The organism is Enterococcus haemoperoxidus ATCC BAA-382 (assembly GCF_000407165.1).
Classification (GTDB): Bacteria; Bacillota; Bacilli; order Lactobacillales; family Enterococcaceae; genus Enterococcus_L; species Enterococcus_L haemoperoxidus.
On sequence record NZ_KE136480.1, the window covers coordinates 521,581 to 537,921 of the forward strand.

The 16,341-nt window shown below is 37.6% G+C and carries 14 protein-coding genes; 2 read left to right on the forward strand and 12 right to left on the reverse strand.

What is annotated here, in order from left to right:
* Positions 1-31: 31 nt before the first annotated feature.
* The 8 genes from pknB to gmk all read right to left on the reverse strand — a co-directional run bounded on the left by pknB (position 32) and on the right by gmk (position 9,372).
* Positions 32-2,215, reverse strand: a complete 2,184-nt coding sequence (pknB, locus tag I583_RS13175) for a Stk1 family PASTA domain-containing Ser/Thr kinase (protein WP_010761902.1) — start codon at positions 2,213-2,215, stop codon at positions 32-34.
* Positions 2,212-2,961 (reverse strand): Stp1/IreP family PP2C-type Ser/Thr phosphatase, encoded by a 750-nt coding sequence (locus I583_RS13180; RefSeq protein ID WP_010761903.1) that lies wholly within the window; start codon positions 2,959-2,961, stop codon positions 2,212-2,214. The genes pknB and I583_RS13180 overlap by 4 nt, the downstream gene beginning before the upstream one ends.
* A gap of 15 nt (positions 2,962-2,976) precedes the next feature.
* On the reverse strand, positions 2,977-4,341 hold the full coding sequence (gene rsmB / locus I583_RS13185) for a 16S rRNA (cytosine(967)-C(5))-methyltransferase RsmB (protein WP_010761904.1): 1,365 nt from the start codon (positions 4,339-4,341) through the stop codon (positions 2,977-2,979).
* A 5-nt stretch (positions 4,342-4,346) separates the two neighbouring features.
* The gene (fmt, locus tag I583_RS13190; protein WP_010761905.1) at positions 4,347-5,288 is read right to left on the reverse strand and encodes a methionyl-tRNA formyltransferase; all 942 of its coding nucleotides are present in this window, start codon (positions 5,286-5,288) and stop codon (positions 4,347-4,349) included.
* Complete coding sequence (gene def, locus I583_RS13195; RefSeq protein ID WP_010761906.1) at positions 5,281-5,775, reverse strand: peptide deformylase; 495 nt, start codon at positions 5,773-5,775, stop codon at positions 5,281-5,283. The genes fmt and def overlap by 8 nt, the downstream gene beginning before the upstream one ends.
* Positions 5,776-5,807: 32 nt before the next feature.
* Positions 5,808-8,240 carry a primosomal protein N' gene (priA, locus tag I583_RS13200; RefSeq protein WP_010761907.1) on the reverse strand — a complete coding sequence of 811 codons (2,433 nt, stop codon included), beginning with the start codon at positions 8,238-8,240 and terminating at the stop codon, positions 5,808-5,810.
* 207 nt (positions 8,241-8,447) lie between these two features.
* Complete coding sequence (gene rpoZ / locus I583_RS13205; RefSeq protein WP_010761908.1) at positions 8,448-8,753, reverse strand: DNA-directed RNA polymerase subunit omega; 306 nt, start codon at positions 8,751-8,753, stop codon at positions 8,448-8,450.
* Between the two features lie 4 nt (positions 8,754-8,757).
* On the reverse strand, positions 8,758-9,372 hold the full coding sequence (gene gmk / locus I583_RS13210) for a guanylate kinase (RefSeq protein WP_010761909.1): 615 nt from the start codon (positions 9,370-9,372) through the stop codon (positions 8,758-8,760).
* A gap of 401 nt (positions 9,373-9,773) precedes the next feature.
* Between gmk and I583_RS13215 the strand changes: the two genes are divergently transcribed.
* Positions 9,774-11,222 carry a DUF1958 domain-containing protein gene (locus I583_RS13215; RefSeq protein ID WP_010761910.1) on the forward strand — a complete coding sequence of 483 codons (1,449 nt, stop codon included), beginning with the start codon at positions 9,774-9,776 and terminating at the stop codon, positions 11,220-11,222.
* A 68-nt stretch (positions 11,223-11,290) separates the two neighbouring features.
* Here I583_RS13215 and I583_RS13220 read toward each other — a convergent pair whose 3' ends face one another.
* From I583_RS13220 to I583_RS13235, 4 genes are all read right to left on the reverse strand, one after another.
* The gene (locus I583_RS13220) at positions 11,291-11,578 is read right to left on the reverse strand and encodes a hypothetical protein (protein WP_010761911.1); all 288 of its coding nucleotides are present in this window, start codon (positions 11,576-11,578) and stop codon (positions 11,291-11,293) included.
* A 70-nt stretch (positions 11,579-11,648) separates the two neighbouring features.
* Entirely contained in the window at positions 11,649-12,533 is an 885-nt protein-coding gene (locus I583_RS13225) for a YicC/YloC family endoribonuclease (protein WP_010761912.1), read from the reverse strand.
* A 16-nt stretch (positions 12,534-12,549) separates the two neighbouring features.
* A complete protein-coding gene (locus I583_RS13230; RefSeq protein WP_010761913.1) occupies positions 12,550-12,768 on the reverse strand; it encodes a YdbC family protein in 219 nt (72 codons plus the stop codon).
* Positions 12,765-14,462: a patatin-like phospholipase family protein gene (locus I583_RS13235; protein ID WP_010761914.1), complete on the reverse strand. Its 1,698-nt coding sequence runs from the start codon at positions 14,460-14,462 to the stop codon at positions 12,765-12,767. The genes I583_RS13230 and I583_RS13235 overlap by 4 nt, the downstream gene beginning before the upstream one ends.
* Positions 14,463-14,758: 296 nt before the next feature.
* On the opposite strand from I583_RS13235, the gene I583_RS13240 reads away from it, so the two are divergent.
* The gene (locus tag I583_RS13240) at positions 14,759-16,192 is read left to right on the forward strand and encodes a DUF1958 domain-containing protein (protein ID WP_010761915.1); all 1,434 of its coding nucleotides are present in this window, start codon (positions 14,759-14,761) and stop codon (positions 16,190-16,192) included.
* Positions 16,193-16,341 lie beyond the last annotated feature (149 nt).

Below are 16,341 nucleotides of genomic sequence, written 5' to 3' on the forward strand. Positions count from 1 at the left end.
TTGTTTATCTTAATCACTTTATGGTACTTATTTAATTAGCCCCATCATTGGTTGGGTCATTTGTAGTTGAGAAATTGACGGTAACAGACGTTCCTTTTGCAACACTATCACCAACACTTGGTGAAATACTGGTTACTTTTCCTTTTGAAGCATCCCCAGAGCCTTCTACATACTTCAAGCCAGCACCTTCAATTTGAGCCTTAGCCTCAGCTGAAGAAAGTCCTATTAAATTTGGAACACTCACATTACTTGGTCCTGTGCTAACTTTTAGCGTAATTTTACCATTTTTAAGATCAAATGTTGCACCTGCCCCTGGATCTTGTGAAATAACAGTCCCTTTAGGCAAATCGCTAGCTTCGTCTAGCCTTGAGATTTGGTTCTCTTTTAACCCTAAACTAATCAACGCGTTTACTGCGTTATCATACGTATAATTTTCTGCATAACTACCTAAGACAACTGTACTTGATTCAGAACTAGTCGTTGTTGTTTTATCTGGACCAGAGCTTACGGTTAAGGTAATCTTGCCTTTTTTAGGGTTAAATGGATTACCTGCAGCTGGATTTTGAGCAATCACTAAATCTTTCGCTACTGTATCACTTGGTTTATCCACTCGAGTAATCTGGCTTTCTTTTATCCCATAACTTAACAATTCAGTTACAGCATTATTATAACTGTAGCCTAGACTCGCATAATCAGCTAAGTAGACATCATCTGGTCCATCGCTCACAACCAAAGTGATCTCGTCTGTTTTCGGATCGACTTCTGCACCTTTTTTAGGAGTCTGGCTGATGACTTTATCTTCGTCTACTTTAGAATCCGTTTCTTTTGTGATTTTGATTTGACTCTCTTTAAATCCTAATTTACCTAACGCTTCGATCGCATCTTTATAATCTTCTCCCGCGTAATCGTCAATCTTGATTTTCTTGTTCCCAGAGCTGATATAAAGTTCAACTTCGCGATTCTTTTTCACTGTAGAATCTATTGCTGGATCTGTCTTAACTACTTTTCCTTCATCGATTGAATCATTTGGAATTTCTTTTGTCTCATCTTTGACTTTCAACCCAGCATCTTCCAATATTTTTCGTGCTTCAGCTTCCGTTTTATCTTCCACATTAGGAATCTTGACTTCACTGCTGCCACGCCCCGCAAAATAGAGCCCGCCACCAATGATTAAAGCCAATACTAATAAGACGATAAAAATGATCAATGGTTTCTTTTTCTTCTTTACTGCGGCTTCTTGCTGCTCGATCTCTTCATGTTCATTTCGTTCTTCCGGTGGTGTTTCCATCGAATTAAAAGAAGACGGCATTGCCATTTCATCAGTAATCGGCGTCAAAATTTTCGTTTCGCCCATCAATCCTGTCGGTTGCCATTTCGGTTCATTTAAACGATTCGCAGCCAACACAGTATATAAATCACGCGACATTTCTTCAGCCGTTTTATAGCGATCAGCTGGGTCTTTAGCTGTTGCATGTAAGACCACATTTTCCAATGATTGAGGAATATTAGGATCAAACATTTTAACTGACGGCATCTCTTCTTGGAAATGTTTTAACGCGATTGTGACAGCAGATTCACCGTCAAACGGTACATTCCCTGTCAGCATTTCGTATAAAATAATCCCAACTGCATAAACGTCAGACTGATTAGTGGCCATACTGCCACGAGCTTGTTCTGGAGATAAGTAGTGAACAGAGCCCAACATCGTATTGGTTTGCGTAATCGATGTTTCAGTTAACGCAATTGCTATCCCAAAATCTGTGATTTTGACAACGCCGCTTTCATCCATCAAAATATTTTGTGGTTTTAAATCTCTATGAATAATTCTATGTTCGTGTGCTAATGATACTGCTGATAAAATTTGTTCCATGATATCAACAATCTTCGCATAAGGAATCGGATATTGTGTCTGAATAAATCTTTTTAGATCCATCCCTTTCACATACTCCATTACTAAGTATTGCAGGCCATCTTCTTCGCCTACATCATAGACACTGACGATGTTAGGGTGAACCAGTTCGGTCGCAGCTAAGGCTTCTCTTTGAAAGCGGCGAATCGCTGCTTGATCATTTTGGAAGTCAAAACGCAGCACTTTAACAGCCACATCACGGTCTAAAATCAAGTCATGTGCTAAAAAAACATTAGCCATTCCGCCGCTGCCAATATTGCCAATAATATGATATCGACCATTCAATTTTCTGCCGATTTCGATCATTGGTTTTCCTCCTTATGTTCGTCAAAATGGATCACTAAGACAGTAATATTATCCGCACCGCCAGCTTCATTTGCCGTTGTAATCAATGTTTCAACTTTTTCACTTAATGTTTTTTCTGAAAGTAAAATAGTTAGAATATCTTCTTCTGACACCATATTTGTCAGCCCATCTGAGCATAGTAAAATATAGTCATCCGGCACCAAAAGATGATTCGCCACATCCACTTCTACCATTCTTGGCATCCCTAATGAACGCGTTAAAACATTTTTTCTTGGATGATTGGCTGCCATTTCACGTGTTATTTCACCTGATTTTACTAATTCATTGACTAAAGAATGATCTTCTGTCAGTTGACGTAATTGATTGTTGCGGACTAAATAAGCTCGGCTATCACCAATATTTGCCAACACAAATGACTGATCTAATAATACTGCACTGACAATCGTCGTACCCATACCTAAATATTCAGGCCGAGACTGACCTTTTTCATAGATCATTTCATTTTCGTCTTGGATTTCTTTAATCAACCACTGGGCTGCTTTTTCCGATGTATCTATATGACTTTCCTGCCAGCGCTCACCAAGGTTATTGACTGCCATTTGGCTCGCAACATCGCCCGCCTGATGACCACCCATTCCATCCGCTAAAATAGCTAAAGAAACTCCTGTCTGGTTCTCAAATAGACCAGCATAATCCTGATTAGTATTTCGTTTTCGTCCGACATCTGTTTGAAAATTGATTTCCACTATGCTTCACCTCGTTTAGCAAACTTTCTGCATACAGCAAATAAAAAATCCATCCGTCCCTAATTGATGTGGGTATAGCGTGAGCATTTGGTCATGCACGGAAGACTGAACAGCCTCACTGACACTCACATCGATTTTTTTAAATTCTGGATGCTTTTGTAAAAACGCTGCAACAACTTCTTGATTTTCTTCTTCGGCAATTGTACATGTGCTATAGACCATTATACCGCATTGTTTTAATGTTTGGGCAACACTTTCTAGAATTTCTAATTGAATTTTAGGTAGCTGCTCAAAATCTTGAGCTGATTTATTGTATTTAACATCGGGTTTTCGACGCATCAAGCCTAATCCTGAGCAAGGGGCATCCACTAAAATTCGATCAAAATATTCTGCTGGAAATTCTTCGCCAACCTTACGTGCATCTAATTTTTCAGTATCGACAACATCTTTGACATGCATACGTTCGGCATTTTGTTTGATCAATTTAATTTTGTGATCATGGATGTCTAAAGACTTCACACGTCCACCTTGTGCTGCGTCAAGAAATGTTGCAATGTGAGTCGTTTTCCCCCCAGGAGCGGCACAAGCGTCTAAAACTACATGATTTTTCTCGATCTGCATAGCTGGGGCAACTAACATCGAACTTTCATCTTGAATCGTTAGTTTACCGGCATCAAATAAATAGTTTCCTGCTAAAAATCCTTTTTCAGCAACTACACCGTAAGGCGAAACTTGACTAGCAAATGCATCAATATGATCTTTTTGCAGTTCTTCCAGCACATCCGAAATAGTGATTTCACGAGTATCAACACGTCCACTTACATGACTTTTTTCAAACAGAGATAGACCTAAATTTCTGGTTTCCTCCATACCCATTTGTTTGATCAATTTTTCTGTCAACCACTTAGGCATACTGATTTCTATCGATAAGCGTTCAACAGGATCTTTAATGTTCTCTAAACTTGGTGCTCCTTCACGCTGAAATGCTCGGAGTACGCCGTTAACAAACTTACCAATTCCAACATTTCCTCTGTGTTTCCCAATTTCTACAGCCTCATTAATGATAGCGTGGTCAGGAATTTTATCTAAAAATACTAATTGGTAAATCGACAAACTAAGTAAATTTTTCACCCAGCTATCCACTTTTTTAGGGTTTGTAATAAATGGAGTTAAATAATATTCTAGTAACAATTTGCGGCTGATCGTTCCATAGACAAGCTCCGTAAACAAACGACTATCTTTTTCTCCTAATGCTGATTTATTGATCATTTCATTCAACAATAAATTTGAATACGCACCGCCATTATCTACGCGTTCAATGGTTCTTAATGCCACATAACGGACAGAACTTTTAACTCTTGTTGGTATTTTTTTTCCCATATTGACTAGCCCACCTTATCTGATTCTGCCACTGTTTTACCGACCCCGTTTAAAAAGTCTTGAATGAATAATTTCCCTTTGCCGGACGGTTGAATCACGTTTATGGAAAGAACCGTTCCTTCTCCACAAGCAATCCATAGGTCTTTTTTACTACGCTTGATGATTGTTCCAGGATCAGCCTCTGTTGTTTCTTCTAAAGGTGTGACTTCCCATAATTTCCAATTGATTTCATTATATGTTGTAAAGGCTGTCGGCCATGGACGCATACCACGAACTTGATTATCGACTTGTTCCGCTGTTTTCTCCCAATTGATTCGTTCTTGTTCTCTCGTGATATTCGGAGAAAATGTTACTTGATTTTCATCTTGAGGTATCGGCGTGATTTCGTTAGCTAAGAGTTTAGGTAAAGTATCTAGCAGTAATTCTTTTCCAACTAAACTTAAACGATCAAACATCGTGCCTACATCATCAGTTTTAGTGATTGGAATTGCTTTTTGTGAAAGAATATCGCCAGCATCCATTTTTTTCACCATTTCCATGATCGTAACCCCTGTTTCCTTTTCTCCTTCAATAATCGAGTAATGAACAGGGGCACCACCACGATATTTTGGCAACAATGACGCATGGACGTTGACTGCGCCAAATTTAGGGGCATTCAAAATCTTCTCCGGTAAAAACTGGCCAAAAGCAGCAGTCACAATAAAATCAGGCGCAAGTTCAATAATTTTTTCCATTTCAGGTGAACCTGAGATTTTTTCTGGTTGCAAAACTAGTAGTCCATTCTTTACTGCCGCTTCTTTCACAGGCGTTGGTGTGATTATTTTTTTTCGACCAACTGGGCGGTCTGGTTGAGTGACTACTGCTTGGATTTCATATCCGTTTTCAATTAGCCCTTCTAAAATAGGCACTGAAAATGCCGGTGTTCCCATAAATATAATTTTAGTCATCAAAATGTTCCTCCATATATGCATCTAAATCTTCAGGTTTGATTGGGTCGATGATTTTATCAATAAATAATTCGCCATTTAGATGGTCGATTTCATGCTGAAAAGCTCTAGCAAGATAGCCATATGCTGTCACTTCGATTTCGTCTCCTTCACGATCAAAATAACGAACGGTGACTTCATCTGCCCGTTCGACTGTTCCATATGTCTCAGGTATGCTTAAACAGCCTTCTACATCGATATCGCTACCTTTACGCTCGATGATTTCAGGATTGATCAACTCAAATAGCCCGGTTTCATCATCTACTTCGATCACTGCAAGCTGAAAATTTTTACCGATTTGCGGTGCTGCCAAACCGATACCATCGTGAGCGATCATCGTTTCATACATATCTTCTAAAAGAGTGATTGTTTCATCTGTGATCATCGTTACTGGTTTTGCTTTTTGCTTCAGACGTTCATTAGGGTGTATTACTATAGGATAGCGCATAAAGTTTCCTTTCTTGTGTAAGGTTGAATAGATCAGATAAAATTCATCGGTTCAGCATCGATCGATAATTTCAACCCATGTGCTGTTGCTCTTTGGGTGTCGGTCAGTATCTTTTTTAAGATATTTTGTAAATTAGGTTCATTTTTATATTTTATGATTACTTGATAAAAATAACGATTATTGACCCGCATGATTGCATTTGGCGTTGGACCAAGCAAAATACTTTGGTCAGATAATCCTTCTTTTAACTCGTTGACGATTTCAAACATCTGTTTTGCTGCTTGATTTTCTTCTGGGTGACTGGCCGTGATTTGTACCGTAAAGAAAAACGGTGGGTAGTCTCCACGATGCCGGACATACATTTCCTTTTGGTAAAAGTCTTCATAATCTTGCGCCTTGGCTAATTGGATCGCATAGTGTTCAGGATTAAAGGATTGAATGATGACTTCTCCTGGTTTTTCTGCTCGGCCTGCTCGACCACTGACTTGAGTCAATAACTGGAATGTGCGTTCACTTGAACGGAAATCAGGTAGATTAAGTGCCGTATCAGCGTTTAAAACTCCAACTAACGTCACATTAGGAAAATCAAGTCCTTTAGCAATCATTTGGGTGCCTAACAAAATATCAGCTTCATGATTTCCAAATGCCGTCAGAATTTTCTCGTGAGCACCTTTTCGTCTGGTTGTATCCACATCCATCCGCAAAACTCGACTTTCAGGGAAAAGTGCTTTTAGCTCTTCTTCCACTTTTTGAGTCCCAGTTCCATAATAACGGATTTTATCTCCGCCACAATTTGGACAATGATAGGGAATTCGTTCTTCATGACCGCAATAATGGCATTTCATCGTTTTCGTATCCATATGAAGTGTCAACGAAATATCACAGTTCGGGCAAGGCAAAACATAGCCGCAATCTCGGCACATTACAAAAGAGGAGTACCCTCGACGGTTTAGTAATAAAACACTTTGTTCTTTTTTAGCTAGACGATCTTGGATTTTTTCTTGAAGCGCTAAAGAAAATGATGACGTGTTTTTATTTTGGATTTCTTCACGCATGTCTATAACATCGATCGTTGGTAAGGTCGCTGTCTGATTTGCTCTCTTAGATAGTACCAATCGTTCATAAACATTTTTTTGCGCCCGCGCTCTAGTCTCTAAAGAAGGTGTCGCACTTCCTAAAACAACAGGACAATGATGATATGACCCTCGCCAAATAGCCAGATCTCGTGCGTGGTAGCGCGGTGTTTCTTCTTGCTTATAGCTCGCTTCATGTTCTTCATCGATGATCACGACGCCAAGATTTTCCAAAGGTGCAAAAATGGCCGAACGTACTCCCACCACGACTTGCGCTTCACCACGTTCGATTTTTCGCCACTCATCGTATTTCTCACCTTGAGACAAGGCACTGTGCATTACGGCAACTTGGTCACCAAAACGGCTTTTAAAACGCTGTACCATTTGTGGTGTCAATGAAATTTCTGGAACTAGCATCATGGCTGTTTTCCCTTGATTCAGCACTTCTGCGATCACTTGCAGATATACTTCTGTTTTTCCGCTGCCAGTAATTCCTTCTAGTAAATAGGTTTGACTTAATCCTTGCTTCATCGACCCTAGAATTTTTTCTACTGCAATGTGCTGTTCGTCATTTAACGCAAGTGCTGTGGTTTTTTCAAACGTGTGATCAGCAAATGGGTCACGATACGCTTCAGCTTCGATAAACGTCAGCCATTGCCTGTTTGCTCCATCATTTAAAACGGCGGTACTAAACCCTAGTTCTTTCATCTCTTTGACTGTAGTCATTTTTTCTAAGCCTAATTGCTGCAAATAGTTGATTAATTGCTCTTTCTTTTGCGAACCTTTTCTAAGCTCCATTCGCGCTTCTTCTAATTGTTCAAAGTCTTTCAACGCTTTAATATAGCGGATCGTTTTCACTCGATTTCGTGTGTTCACTTCGTAACGGATATCGACTTTTTGCTGTTTTCTAAGTTGCATTAATTGCGGTAAAATATTACGAGCTAAAGCATCTTCCCAAGCGATTTCTTCCAATCCATCGAACAATTCATTTTGCATATTTTCTTCTAATTCATCTGTTAAATATATGTATTTGCTATAGTCTGCGCGCATCACACTTGGCAGCATGGTTTGTAAACAAGTAATTTTAAAGGCAAATGTTTTTTCCTTCATATAGTCTGCAAGTTCCAACAGTTCAGCATTTAACACAGGTTTTAAATCTAAAACAGAAAGAATTTCCTTCCATTCAAACTTTTGTGCTTTGATTACTTCGTCAGAAACTTCAGCAATCGCTAAAATGAACCCTTGTAAATGCCGATTTCCATTGCCGAAAGGAACTTCCACCCGCATACCAACTGCTAATTGTTGTTCTAAGTTAAAAGGAATCAAATAAGTAAACGGTTGGTCTGTCTGCATCGTTGGGACATCAACAATCACTTGTGCCGCTTTTCTCATAAACATTCCTCCATTCTATAAAAATTTTCTATCAATCTAAGGGGCTCGTTCAGCTTTTCTTTGCCTATTGTACTAAAGAATCAGACATTTGTCTTGTTCCTCTAATTTGTGTTACTAAAAATTAAAGCTCTCGTTCATTGTTCTTTTTAAAAGCATATAAAAACTGAGATGAAAACTTTTCATGGTTTCATCCCAGTTCCAGCTATTTTATAGACTTTTTTCTTCGCGGATGCGATTTTCAAGTTCTTTTTGTTCTTGTTCATGTCTCATTTTTTGTTCTTCTTTTGCCATACGCATTCTTTCGCGTTTTTCTTCTGGGCGAGGATCGTTGATTACTGTTGCAGCGTCGATTTCTTCTAGTGCTTGGCCTACGCTTTTTACAGATTCAAAATTTTCAAGTGTTGGTTGTGCACCTTCGTCTAATTCGTGCGCACGTTTGCTTGCTAGAATAACAAGTGAATATTTTGATGGTACTTCTTTTAATAATGAGTCAATAGATGGTTTTAGCATCATAAGGCTACATCTCCTTCAACATTTTAATATATTTACCAATTACTCGATCAACGCGAAAGTGTTCGCTCGCGATAATTTCTTTGATTCGCTTCACTGCCAATGGCACTTTATCGTTCACAACGGCATAATCATATAATGCCATCATTTCGATTTCTTCGCGAGCCACACGCATTCTTTCTTCAATCACATCATGATCATCGGTACCGCGACCAACAATTCGTGATTTTAGCTCTGATAAATCTGGTGGTGTTAGAAAAATAAATACGCCGTCCGGCACTTTTTCTTTCACTTGTTCAGCGCCTTGGACTTCGATTTCTAAAAAGACATCTTTTCCCTTATCAAGCGTTTGATTGACATAAGAAAGCGGCGTTCCGTAGTAATTTCCTACGTACTGTGCATATTCCAGCATTTCACCCGCTTCGATCATTGCTTCAAATTCTTCTTTTGTACGGAAGTAGTAATCTACTCCTTCTACTTCTCCTTCCCGCATTTTACGGGTAGTCATAGAAACTGAGTACTGAAAATCATTCTCTTCACTATCAAAAATTGCTTTTCGTACCGTTCCCTTACCAACTCCAGAAGGACCCGATAGTACAATTAATAATCCACGCTCTGACATGACGACTTCCTTTCAAAATATGTCTTTTAAGTATTACTTCTATAATGCACTTTTTTTCAGTAATTTTCAAGGCTTTATTGCTTAATATTTTCAAAAAAGGAATATACTTTTCCGTCTAGATACGGAATAAAATAATTTCATCCATCACAACATTATCTACTTTGTTGAAAAGATAACAACGTTTGTCCTACCTATAACCTTTTAAATAACATTCACACAGAGAATTTCTATCCCATTGTCTTCTATCTCTCAAAAATGTCACCTCTATTACAAAAATATTTGCAAAAAAAGTATACACTTTACCTACTTTTCAAGTAAAATGAAGTTATTACGCACTTTTATGTTCTGGTAACCTAACAACTTACAAAATTGATCTATAAAAAACGAAGGGACTTAAATCTATGTTCATAAAAAAAACATTTTGGAAAGCCACAACAGCCTTCTTACTTGCTGCTTGTATTTCACTTGGAGGTTTTGTACAAACAAGTTATGCAGAAGAAGACCTAATGGAATTTGCAAAAAAATCAGGTTATCCTATAAAAGAAGGCTATCGACCAAAAGCCTCTATCGTGATCGATGCTGATTCTGGTCAGATTTTATGGGAAGAACAACCAGATTTATCTTGGAGCCCCGCAAGTATCGCTAAAGTCATGACGATGTATCTAGCTTTCGAAGCGATGGAGCAAGGGAAATTCAACTTGGACACTACTGTCACAGCAACTGAAAAATATGTAAAGATCTCTCAAATCTACGCTTTAAGTAATAGCAAGATTACACTAGGAGTCGAATATCCTGTTCGCGACTTATTTTCAATGGTAGCAGTCCCCTCTTCAAACGTTGCTACACTGATGCTGGCAAATTTAGTTTCTGATAATGATGAAGCTGGATTTATTCATAAAATGAATGAGAAAGCAGCAGAATTAGGCATGACAAATACAACTTACTTTAACAGCAGTGGCGCACAAATCAGTGCCTTTGACGGATTGTATCAAGCACCAGGTATCGATCCTGAAGGCGATAATAAATCAACTGCTAGAGACTTGGCTATTTTAACGTATAATTTAATCAAAAAATATCCTGATGTTTTACAGTTCACTAACAAGCCCGTTGTTACGACTATGGAAAATACACCTTATGCTGAAACTTTTGAAACGTATAATTACTCATTGCCCGGCGCAAAATATGGCTATGACGGAGTTGATGGATTAAAAACTGGTTCAAGTCCAACTGGTGGATTTAACTATATTGCAACAGCTAAAAAAGGTGATATTCGACTGATTGAAGTTGTTTTAGGCGTAGGTGACTGGTCCGATCAAGAGGGAGAATATGAACGGCACCTTGCTGGAAATGCGATTTTAGATCATGCCTTTTCTACTTATGAATATAAAAAATTACTTTCTAAAGGGTCAAATAAGATCAATGAAAAAGAAATCACGCTGGAACAAGATTTTTACGGATTTGCTAAAAAGGATACTGAGCTTAGTTTCACGTTAGCAGATGGTAAACTATCTTTAAATAATGAATATGATCAAGTGTCTCCAACTATCCCTGCTCGTAGTGTTCCGTACCAAGAATCTAACTCAAAATCAGTTGTGGACCCTTCTGCCAAATCAGAAAAAAAGAAGGCTACCCAGCCTTCATCTATAAAAAAGGAGGAGCATCCTTATTTGCTCACCGGTATCTTAGCCATTTTAGGTTTATTACTACTGATTCTTTCAAAAATATTTAGAAAACGCATCGCTGGCACTAGACGTGGTAGCAGAAAAACGTCAACACCAACGACCCGTTTGCTCTTTATTTTAGGAACTCTTTTAATCCTTTCAGCAGTTTGCGTATTTATCTTTTTATAAAAAATAAAAGAATGAGACAAAACTAAAAAAAACAGTTTTGTCTCATTCTTTTTGGATTATTGTTGCGCTTAAAATCCCATATTTGATAAAGTATTCACAACACCCATAATTTCATCATGGCGTTTGATTTTTTTATCCACAGGTCCATCTACTTCTTCGGCATCCACACGGACAACGAAACGACGGTTCAATGTGACAAATGCCTCTTCATTCACACGAATATTTAAAAGATCCTCTGTAAATGAAACACAAGCATCTTCCCAAACGTCAAATGGCTCTTTATCAGAAATGATTTCTCTTTTTACCACAGATTTCCCGCTTAATTCATGAAACGTTACATCATAATACTTTGACATTATTATTCACCTCTTTGCTTTCTTCTCTTTAATTATAGCTTTAAAAAACGGAATCACAAACTATTTTCTATTATTCGACATTTTGAATTTGTTCGCGAATTTTTTCAAGCAACGTTTTCATCTGAACTACGATATTTTTGATTTCTATCGGACTGGATTTTGAACCGATCGTATTCACTTCACGGTTCATCTCCTGAATCAGAAAATCTAACTCTCGACCAACTGGTTCTGGCTGAATCAATAATTCCTGCAACTTATCCACATGAATCGCTAGACGATCTAACTCTTCGTGAATATCTCCTTTTTCAATTAAAATCGCAAGCTCTGTCAATAAACGAGTTTCGTCTACTTGACCGCCTAGCCAATCGTTCAACTTTGTTTCAAATTTTTCGCGATAATCTTTTTCATAAATTACAACAAAGTCTGATAATCCATTGACTAAATTAATAAAATCCTGACTATACGTGTTCAACACTTGTTGAATCTTTTGACCTTCCTGTAGGCGGCTGGCGTCGATTCGTTCGACCGCTTTTTTCACGCACTCTAAGACTAGTAAGCCAAACGATTCGTCTACTTCCTGCTTTTCTGTGACCTCAACATAATCTGAATTGTTAAGTAATTGATTGATGTTTTGTGCAGGATCAAATTCAGCTTGAGGATAATTTTCCGTTAATTCTTGTTGGACTTCTCCTAATAATTGATGGATGAGATTCCAATGAACCAACACTTCTTTCGTACCACTGCCGCTTTGTTTGATATTGATATAGGCTTCGATCCGCCCGCGTTGCAATGTCTCTTTCATTAATTGGCGAATCGCCATTTCGTAAGGATTGACCTCTTTTGGCATCCGTAATTGAATATCTAAAAAACGTTGATTAACACTCTTGATTTCAACATCAATTTGATAGGCGTCATTTAAAAATGTTTCTTTTCCAAAACCAGTCATACTTTTCATCGACAGGGTGTCCTCTCTACATAGATTTTAGTGCATTAGATAATATCTCAAATTCTTCATTCGTTAAAGTGATCCCTTTACCCATTTTTTCATGATCCGCAGACCAATCTCTTAAATCGAATTTCGGCGGACGACCATTCCAACTGACTAAATTGAATTCCTTACGCCACCCTTGATTATTTTCTGATAATACTGCAATTTCTTCTACGATTTCATATGAAAATTCTTGTTTCATTGTTCATCCACTCCTTGTAGTATAAATTCTTTCATTAAAATTTGTAGCGCTTGAACTGGTAATTTATCTAGTAAAAAAACCAAGCGCTGCGGTTTTTCTTTTTCATCTGAATCCAGTAAATTATTCATTAATGATAACTGTTGTTTATCCGAAAGTAAAAAGTAGTCTTCATAATATTTCTTCAGCCATTCTTGGATAGAGATCATTCCGATCGTCTCCACCAGATTCGTCTGCATCTTCCCACTTTTTTGGAGAAGTTCCACTAATTCTTGGATCTTGTACAACTTAGAAGCAGAAATTTCCTGACTCTTTGCTATTAATTCGACTAAAACCAACCCGATATTTTCCGTATACACCCTGTCTTTATAAACTTTACGCAATTTTTTACAGATTTTATTTTGTTGTTCAGTAGAATCCCATAGATTTATTTGATAGGTATTTTTAATAAAGGCAAAAAAATCACGCTGGAATATCTCAGCATTTTTCAACGTCTCGTCAAATGTGTACCAATGGCCTAAATACTTCCGTCCAATAACTTTCATTGTTTCTAAATACCCTAACTGGATATTTTTGGTTGAACGGACCCCATCAAATAAAAGAACTGCCCCCATGGACCACGATGTCTGTAAGTTAAGCATTGTAGTCGTAGCTGGTATTTTGATTGGTTTTGTGATCCCAGGACCCTTAACGTCGACCACGATGCATTCTGTAGCTCCATTTTGCAAGGCAACATCCACTGGGATATTATTTCGATAACCACCATCTACATAATATTTCCCATCTATTTGAGTGGCTGCCATAGCGGGAAAAAAAGAGGCCGAGGCTAACAACCAACTCTGCCAGCGATCACTTTGGCATGTATTGAAATGTATATTTTTTTCTTGTAGACCAGGTAATTCAGTCGTTACTATATAAAAATCTGACGTAACTTCTTGCATTTTTTTTTGAGAGAATGTCTCTTTGATCAAATTACGTAACGGTAACGTAGAAACACCGTTTGATTGGATTGCATTTACAGTAAATGAGCCGATTTGGCTAACCATGCCGCTTAAGGTATCGGCTGACGTTGCCGTAACTGGAAAAGATAAAATTTTTTGCGTATCGATTTTTTCCCACATATTTTTAGCGGCTTCAAAATCATCTTGTAAAATCAACGCACCATTCAATGCACCTACCGATGTCCCTGTAATAATAGTCAACGGGATATCTAATTCCTCCAACGCTTGCCAAACCCCAATTTGATAAGCGCCACGAGCTCCCCCGCCGCCAAGCACTAATGCAGTATTATAACTTAAATCTTTGGTACTTATTCGATCTTCATGAACCGCGTATCCTTGTTTCAAGAAAACGTCTTGTAAGTGTAAGGTGAGTGATTGAGAAAAAACAAATGTGATCGTTGGTTGAAATGTTTGTTTAAAAAGTTTTTCAATCGCCAGAAAGATTGCTGACCAGCTAAGTTTTACTGATTCTCGTATCAATACATTTGTGACAGCCCCATGTTCAACAGTCAAAAATATATAGGGATTCTTTCCCTTATAGATAACATACGCAGTTCCTGAATTTTCACGTGTTTTTTTATAAAATACATGTCTAGCTAAAGTATGAGTACTATAAAAAGGAAATAATAATATGCTTTTAGAAACCTGTCCAGAAAAATAATCCCACTGCGAAGCAACCATTTGTTCAATCTTCATTTCAAATCCACCTCCGTCTTTTTAAGTATACCAAAACTACCCAAAAATTACTTTTTATTTAAAGTATATAAAAAAGACACAATTTCAATAGTTTTTCACGTAAAATAGAAGCGTTACACTTTTGCTTTAACATTGACTTTGCTAAAAAACGATAGTTTAATAGAAGATGGTGTTTTTATTTTGTCACCAACTTAATTAAATAAACACAGATTGCCGACCTTTTGCAGTCACAACTAGCAACTGAAACTTTTCGGCTTATCTATATAAAAGAATAACTAATTACAAAGGATGTTTATATGAAAAAAAGAAAAGTTTTACTGAAAATTTGCTCACTGATATTGGTTCTAGGCTATTTTTCAGGCATTTTTACAGCTACTAGTGCCTACGCTCAAGAAGATATTCTAACAATTACTCAAAATGCAGGTTATCAAACGAATGAATTTTATAAACCAAAAGCCTCAATCGTAATCGAAGCTCAAACGGGGCAAGTCCTTTGGGAAGATAATCCAGATTTAAAATGGAACCCAGCCAGTATTGCCAAATTAATGTCTGTTTATCTTGTATTTGAAGCAATGGCAAACGGACAATTTACTTTGGATACAACCGTTAAAGCAACAGATAACGATCAAGCTATTTCACAGATTTATGAATTAAGTAATAACTCGATCGTTTCAGGCGTAGACTACCCCGTTCGGGACTTGCTTTATGCAACACTCGTGCAATCATCAAATGTCGCTACTGTGATGTTAGCAAACCTTGTAACTGCCAACGATGAAGCAAAATTTATCCATATGATGAATGATAAAGCCAAAAAACTTGGTATGACAAATTCGACGTTTTACAATTGCAGTGGCGCTGAAACTGGTTCATTCAACGGTTATTACAAGCCTGAAGGAATCGACCAAAATGCGGATAACGTCACTACAGCAAGAGATTTAGCTATTTTATCTTATCATTTACTAAAAAATTATCCAGATACAGTAACATACACAAGCCCAACTCAAATCACGATCATGGAAAATACGCCTTACGCTGAGGTTTTAGAAAACCATAACTATTCGTTACCTGGCCTAGCTTATGGCTATGAAGGTGCAGATGGTTTAAAAACTGGTTCTAGCCCAACTGGTGGCTTTAACTATGCAGCAACTGCCAAACGTGAAAATACACGTCTCATCGAAATTGTGCTAGGTGTAGGCGATTGGGAAGATCAAGAAGGTGAATTGCAGCGTCACGCTTTTGGTAATGCCATTTTTGACCAAGCTTTTGCTACCTATGAATATAAGCAATTACTTCCTAAAGGAAACAACACGATAAACAAAGAAGAAGTGATTCTAGAGCAAGACTTTTATGGTGTTATTCAGCGAAATACTGAACCGGCTTTTAATCTATCCGCTGATAAAGTAACATTGAACACTAGTCTTACTCAAGTTTCACCTACAATTAAAGCTCCTAGTGTTGGCTTTAAATATGCAAAAAAACTAAAAGCATTACAACATTCTACTCTTTTGAAAAACGGAAACAAAAAAAATAGTTTATCTACCTTTTTTATAAATGGTTTGTTGGTCATTTTAGGATTCTTATTCATGGCTTTATCAAAACTATTTAAAAAAGAACCCTCAGAAACTGGTAACGCTAAAAACATTAGCCCTTTATTCGTTTTAGGGATCATTCTTGTTCTTGTAGGAATTGGTTTGAGTATATACACAGTAGGCGTTGGACCTTGGATTTAATTACAACAATGAAAGAACAGCTACCTAGTGAAATCGCTAGGTAGCTGTTCTTTTACGTATCTTTGCTAACTTAGTAAAGAATAGACATTTTATAAAATTCACACAAATTTGGGCAAGAAAGTTGAGAATTAGCTGTTTGTTATTAAGGA

What these genes read in the sequence shown, in the direction of transcription:
- pknB (WP_010761902.1), bottom strand. Translation starts at nt 2,215, where the DNA reads ATGATCGAAATCGGCAGAAAATTGAATGGTCGATATCATATTATTGGC.
- rsmB (WP_010761904.1), bottom strand. Translation starts at nt 4,341, where the DNA reads ATGGGAAAAAAAATACCAACAAGAGTTAAAAGTTCTGTCCGTTATGTG.
- fmt (WP_010761905.1), bottom strand. Translation starts at nt 5,288, where the DNA reads ATGACTAAAATTATATTTATGGGAACACCGGCATTTTCAGTGCCTATT.
- def (WP_010761906.1), bottom strand. Translation starts at nt 5,775, where the DNA reads ATGCGCTATCCTATAGTAATACACCCTAATGAACGTCTGAAGCAAAAA.
- priA (WP_010761907.1), bottom strand. Translation starts at nt 8,240, where the DNA reads ATGAGAAAAGCGGCACAAGTGATTGTTGATGTCCCAACGATGCAGACA.
- rpoZ (WP_010761908.1), bottom strand. Translation starts at nt 8,753, where the DNA reads ATGATGCTAAAACCATCTATTGACTCATTATTAAAAGAAGTACCATCA.
- gmk (WP_010761909.1), bottom strand. Translation starts at nt 9,372, where the DNA reads ATGTCAGAGCGTGGATTATTAATTGTACTATCGGGTCCTTCTGGAGTT.
- I583_RS13215 (WP_010761910.1), top strand. Translation starts at nt 9,774, where the DNA reads ATGTTCATAAAAAAAACATTTTGGAAAGCCACAACAGCCTTCTTACTT.
- I583_RS13220 (WP_010761911.1), bottom strand. Translation starts at nt 11,578, where the DNA reads ATGTCAAAGTATTATGATGTAACGTTTCATGAATTAAGCGGGAAATCT.
- I583_RS13225 (WP_010761912.1), bottom strand. Translation starts at nt 12,533, where the DNA reads ATGAAAAGTATGACTGGTTTTGGAAAAGAAACATTTTTAAATGACGCC.
- I583_RS13230 (WP_010761913.1), bottom strand. Translation starts at nt 12,768, where the DNA reads ATGAAACAAGAATTTTCATATGAAATCGTAGAAGAAATTGCAGTATTA.
- I583_RS13235 (WP_010761914.1), bottom strand. Translation starts at nt 14,462, where the DNA reads ATGAAGATTGAACAAATGGTTGCTTCGCAGTGGGATTATTTTTCTGGA.
- I583_RS13240 (WP_010761915.1), top strand. Translation starts at nt 14,759, where the DNA reads ATGAAAAAAAGAAAAGTTTTACTGAAAATTTGCTCACTGATATTGGTT.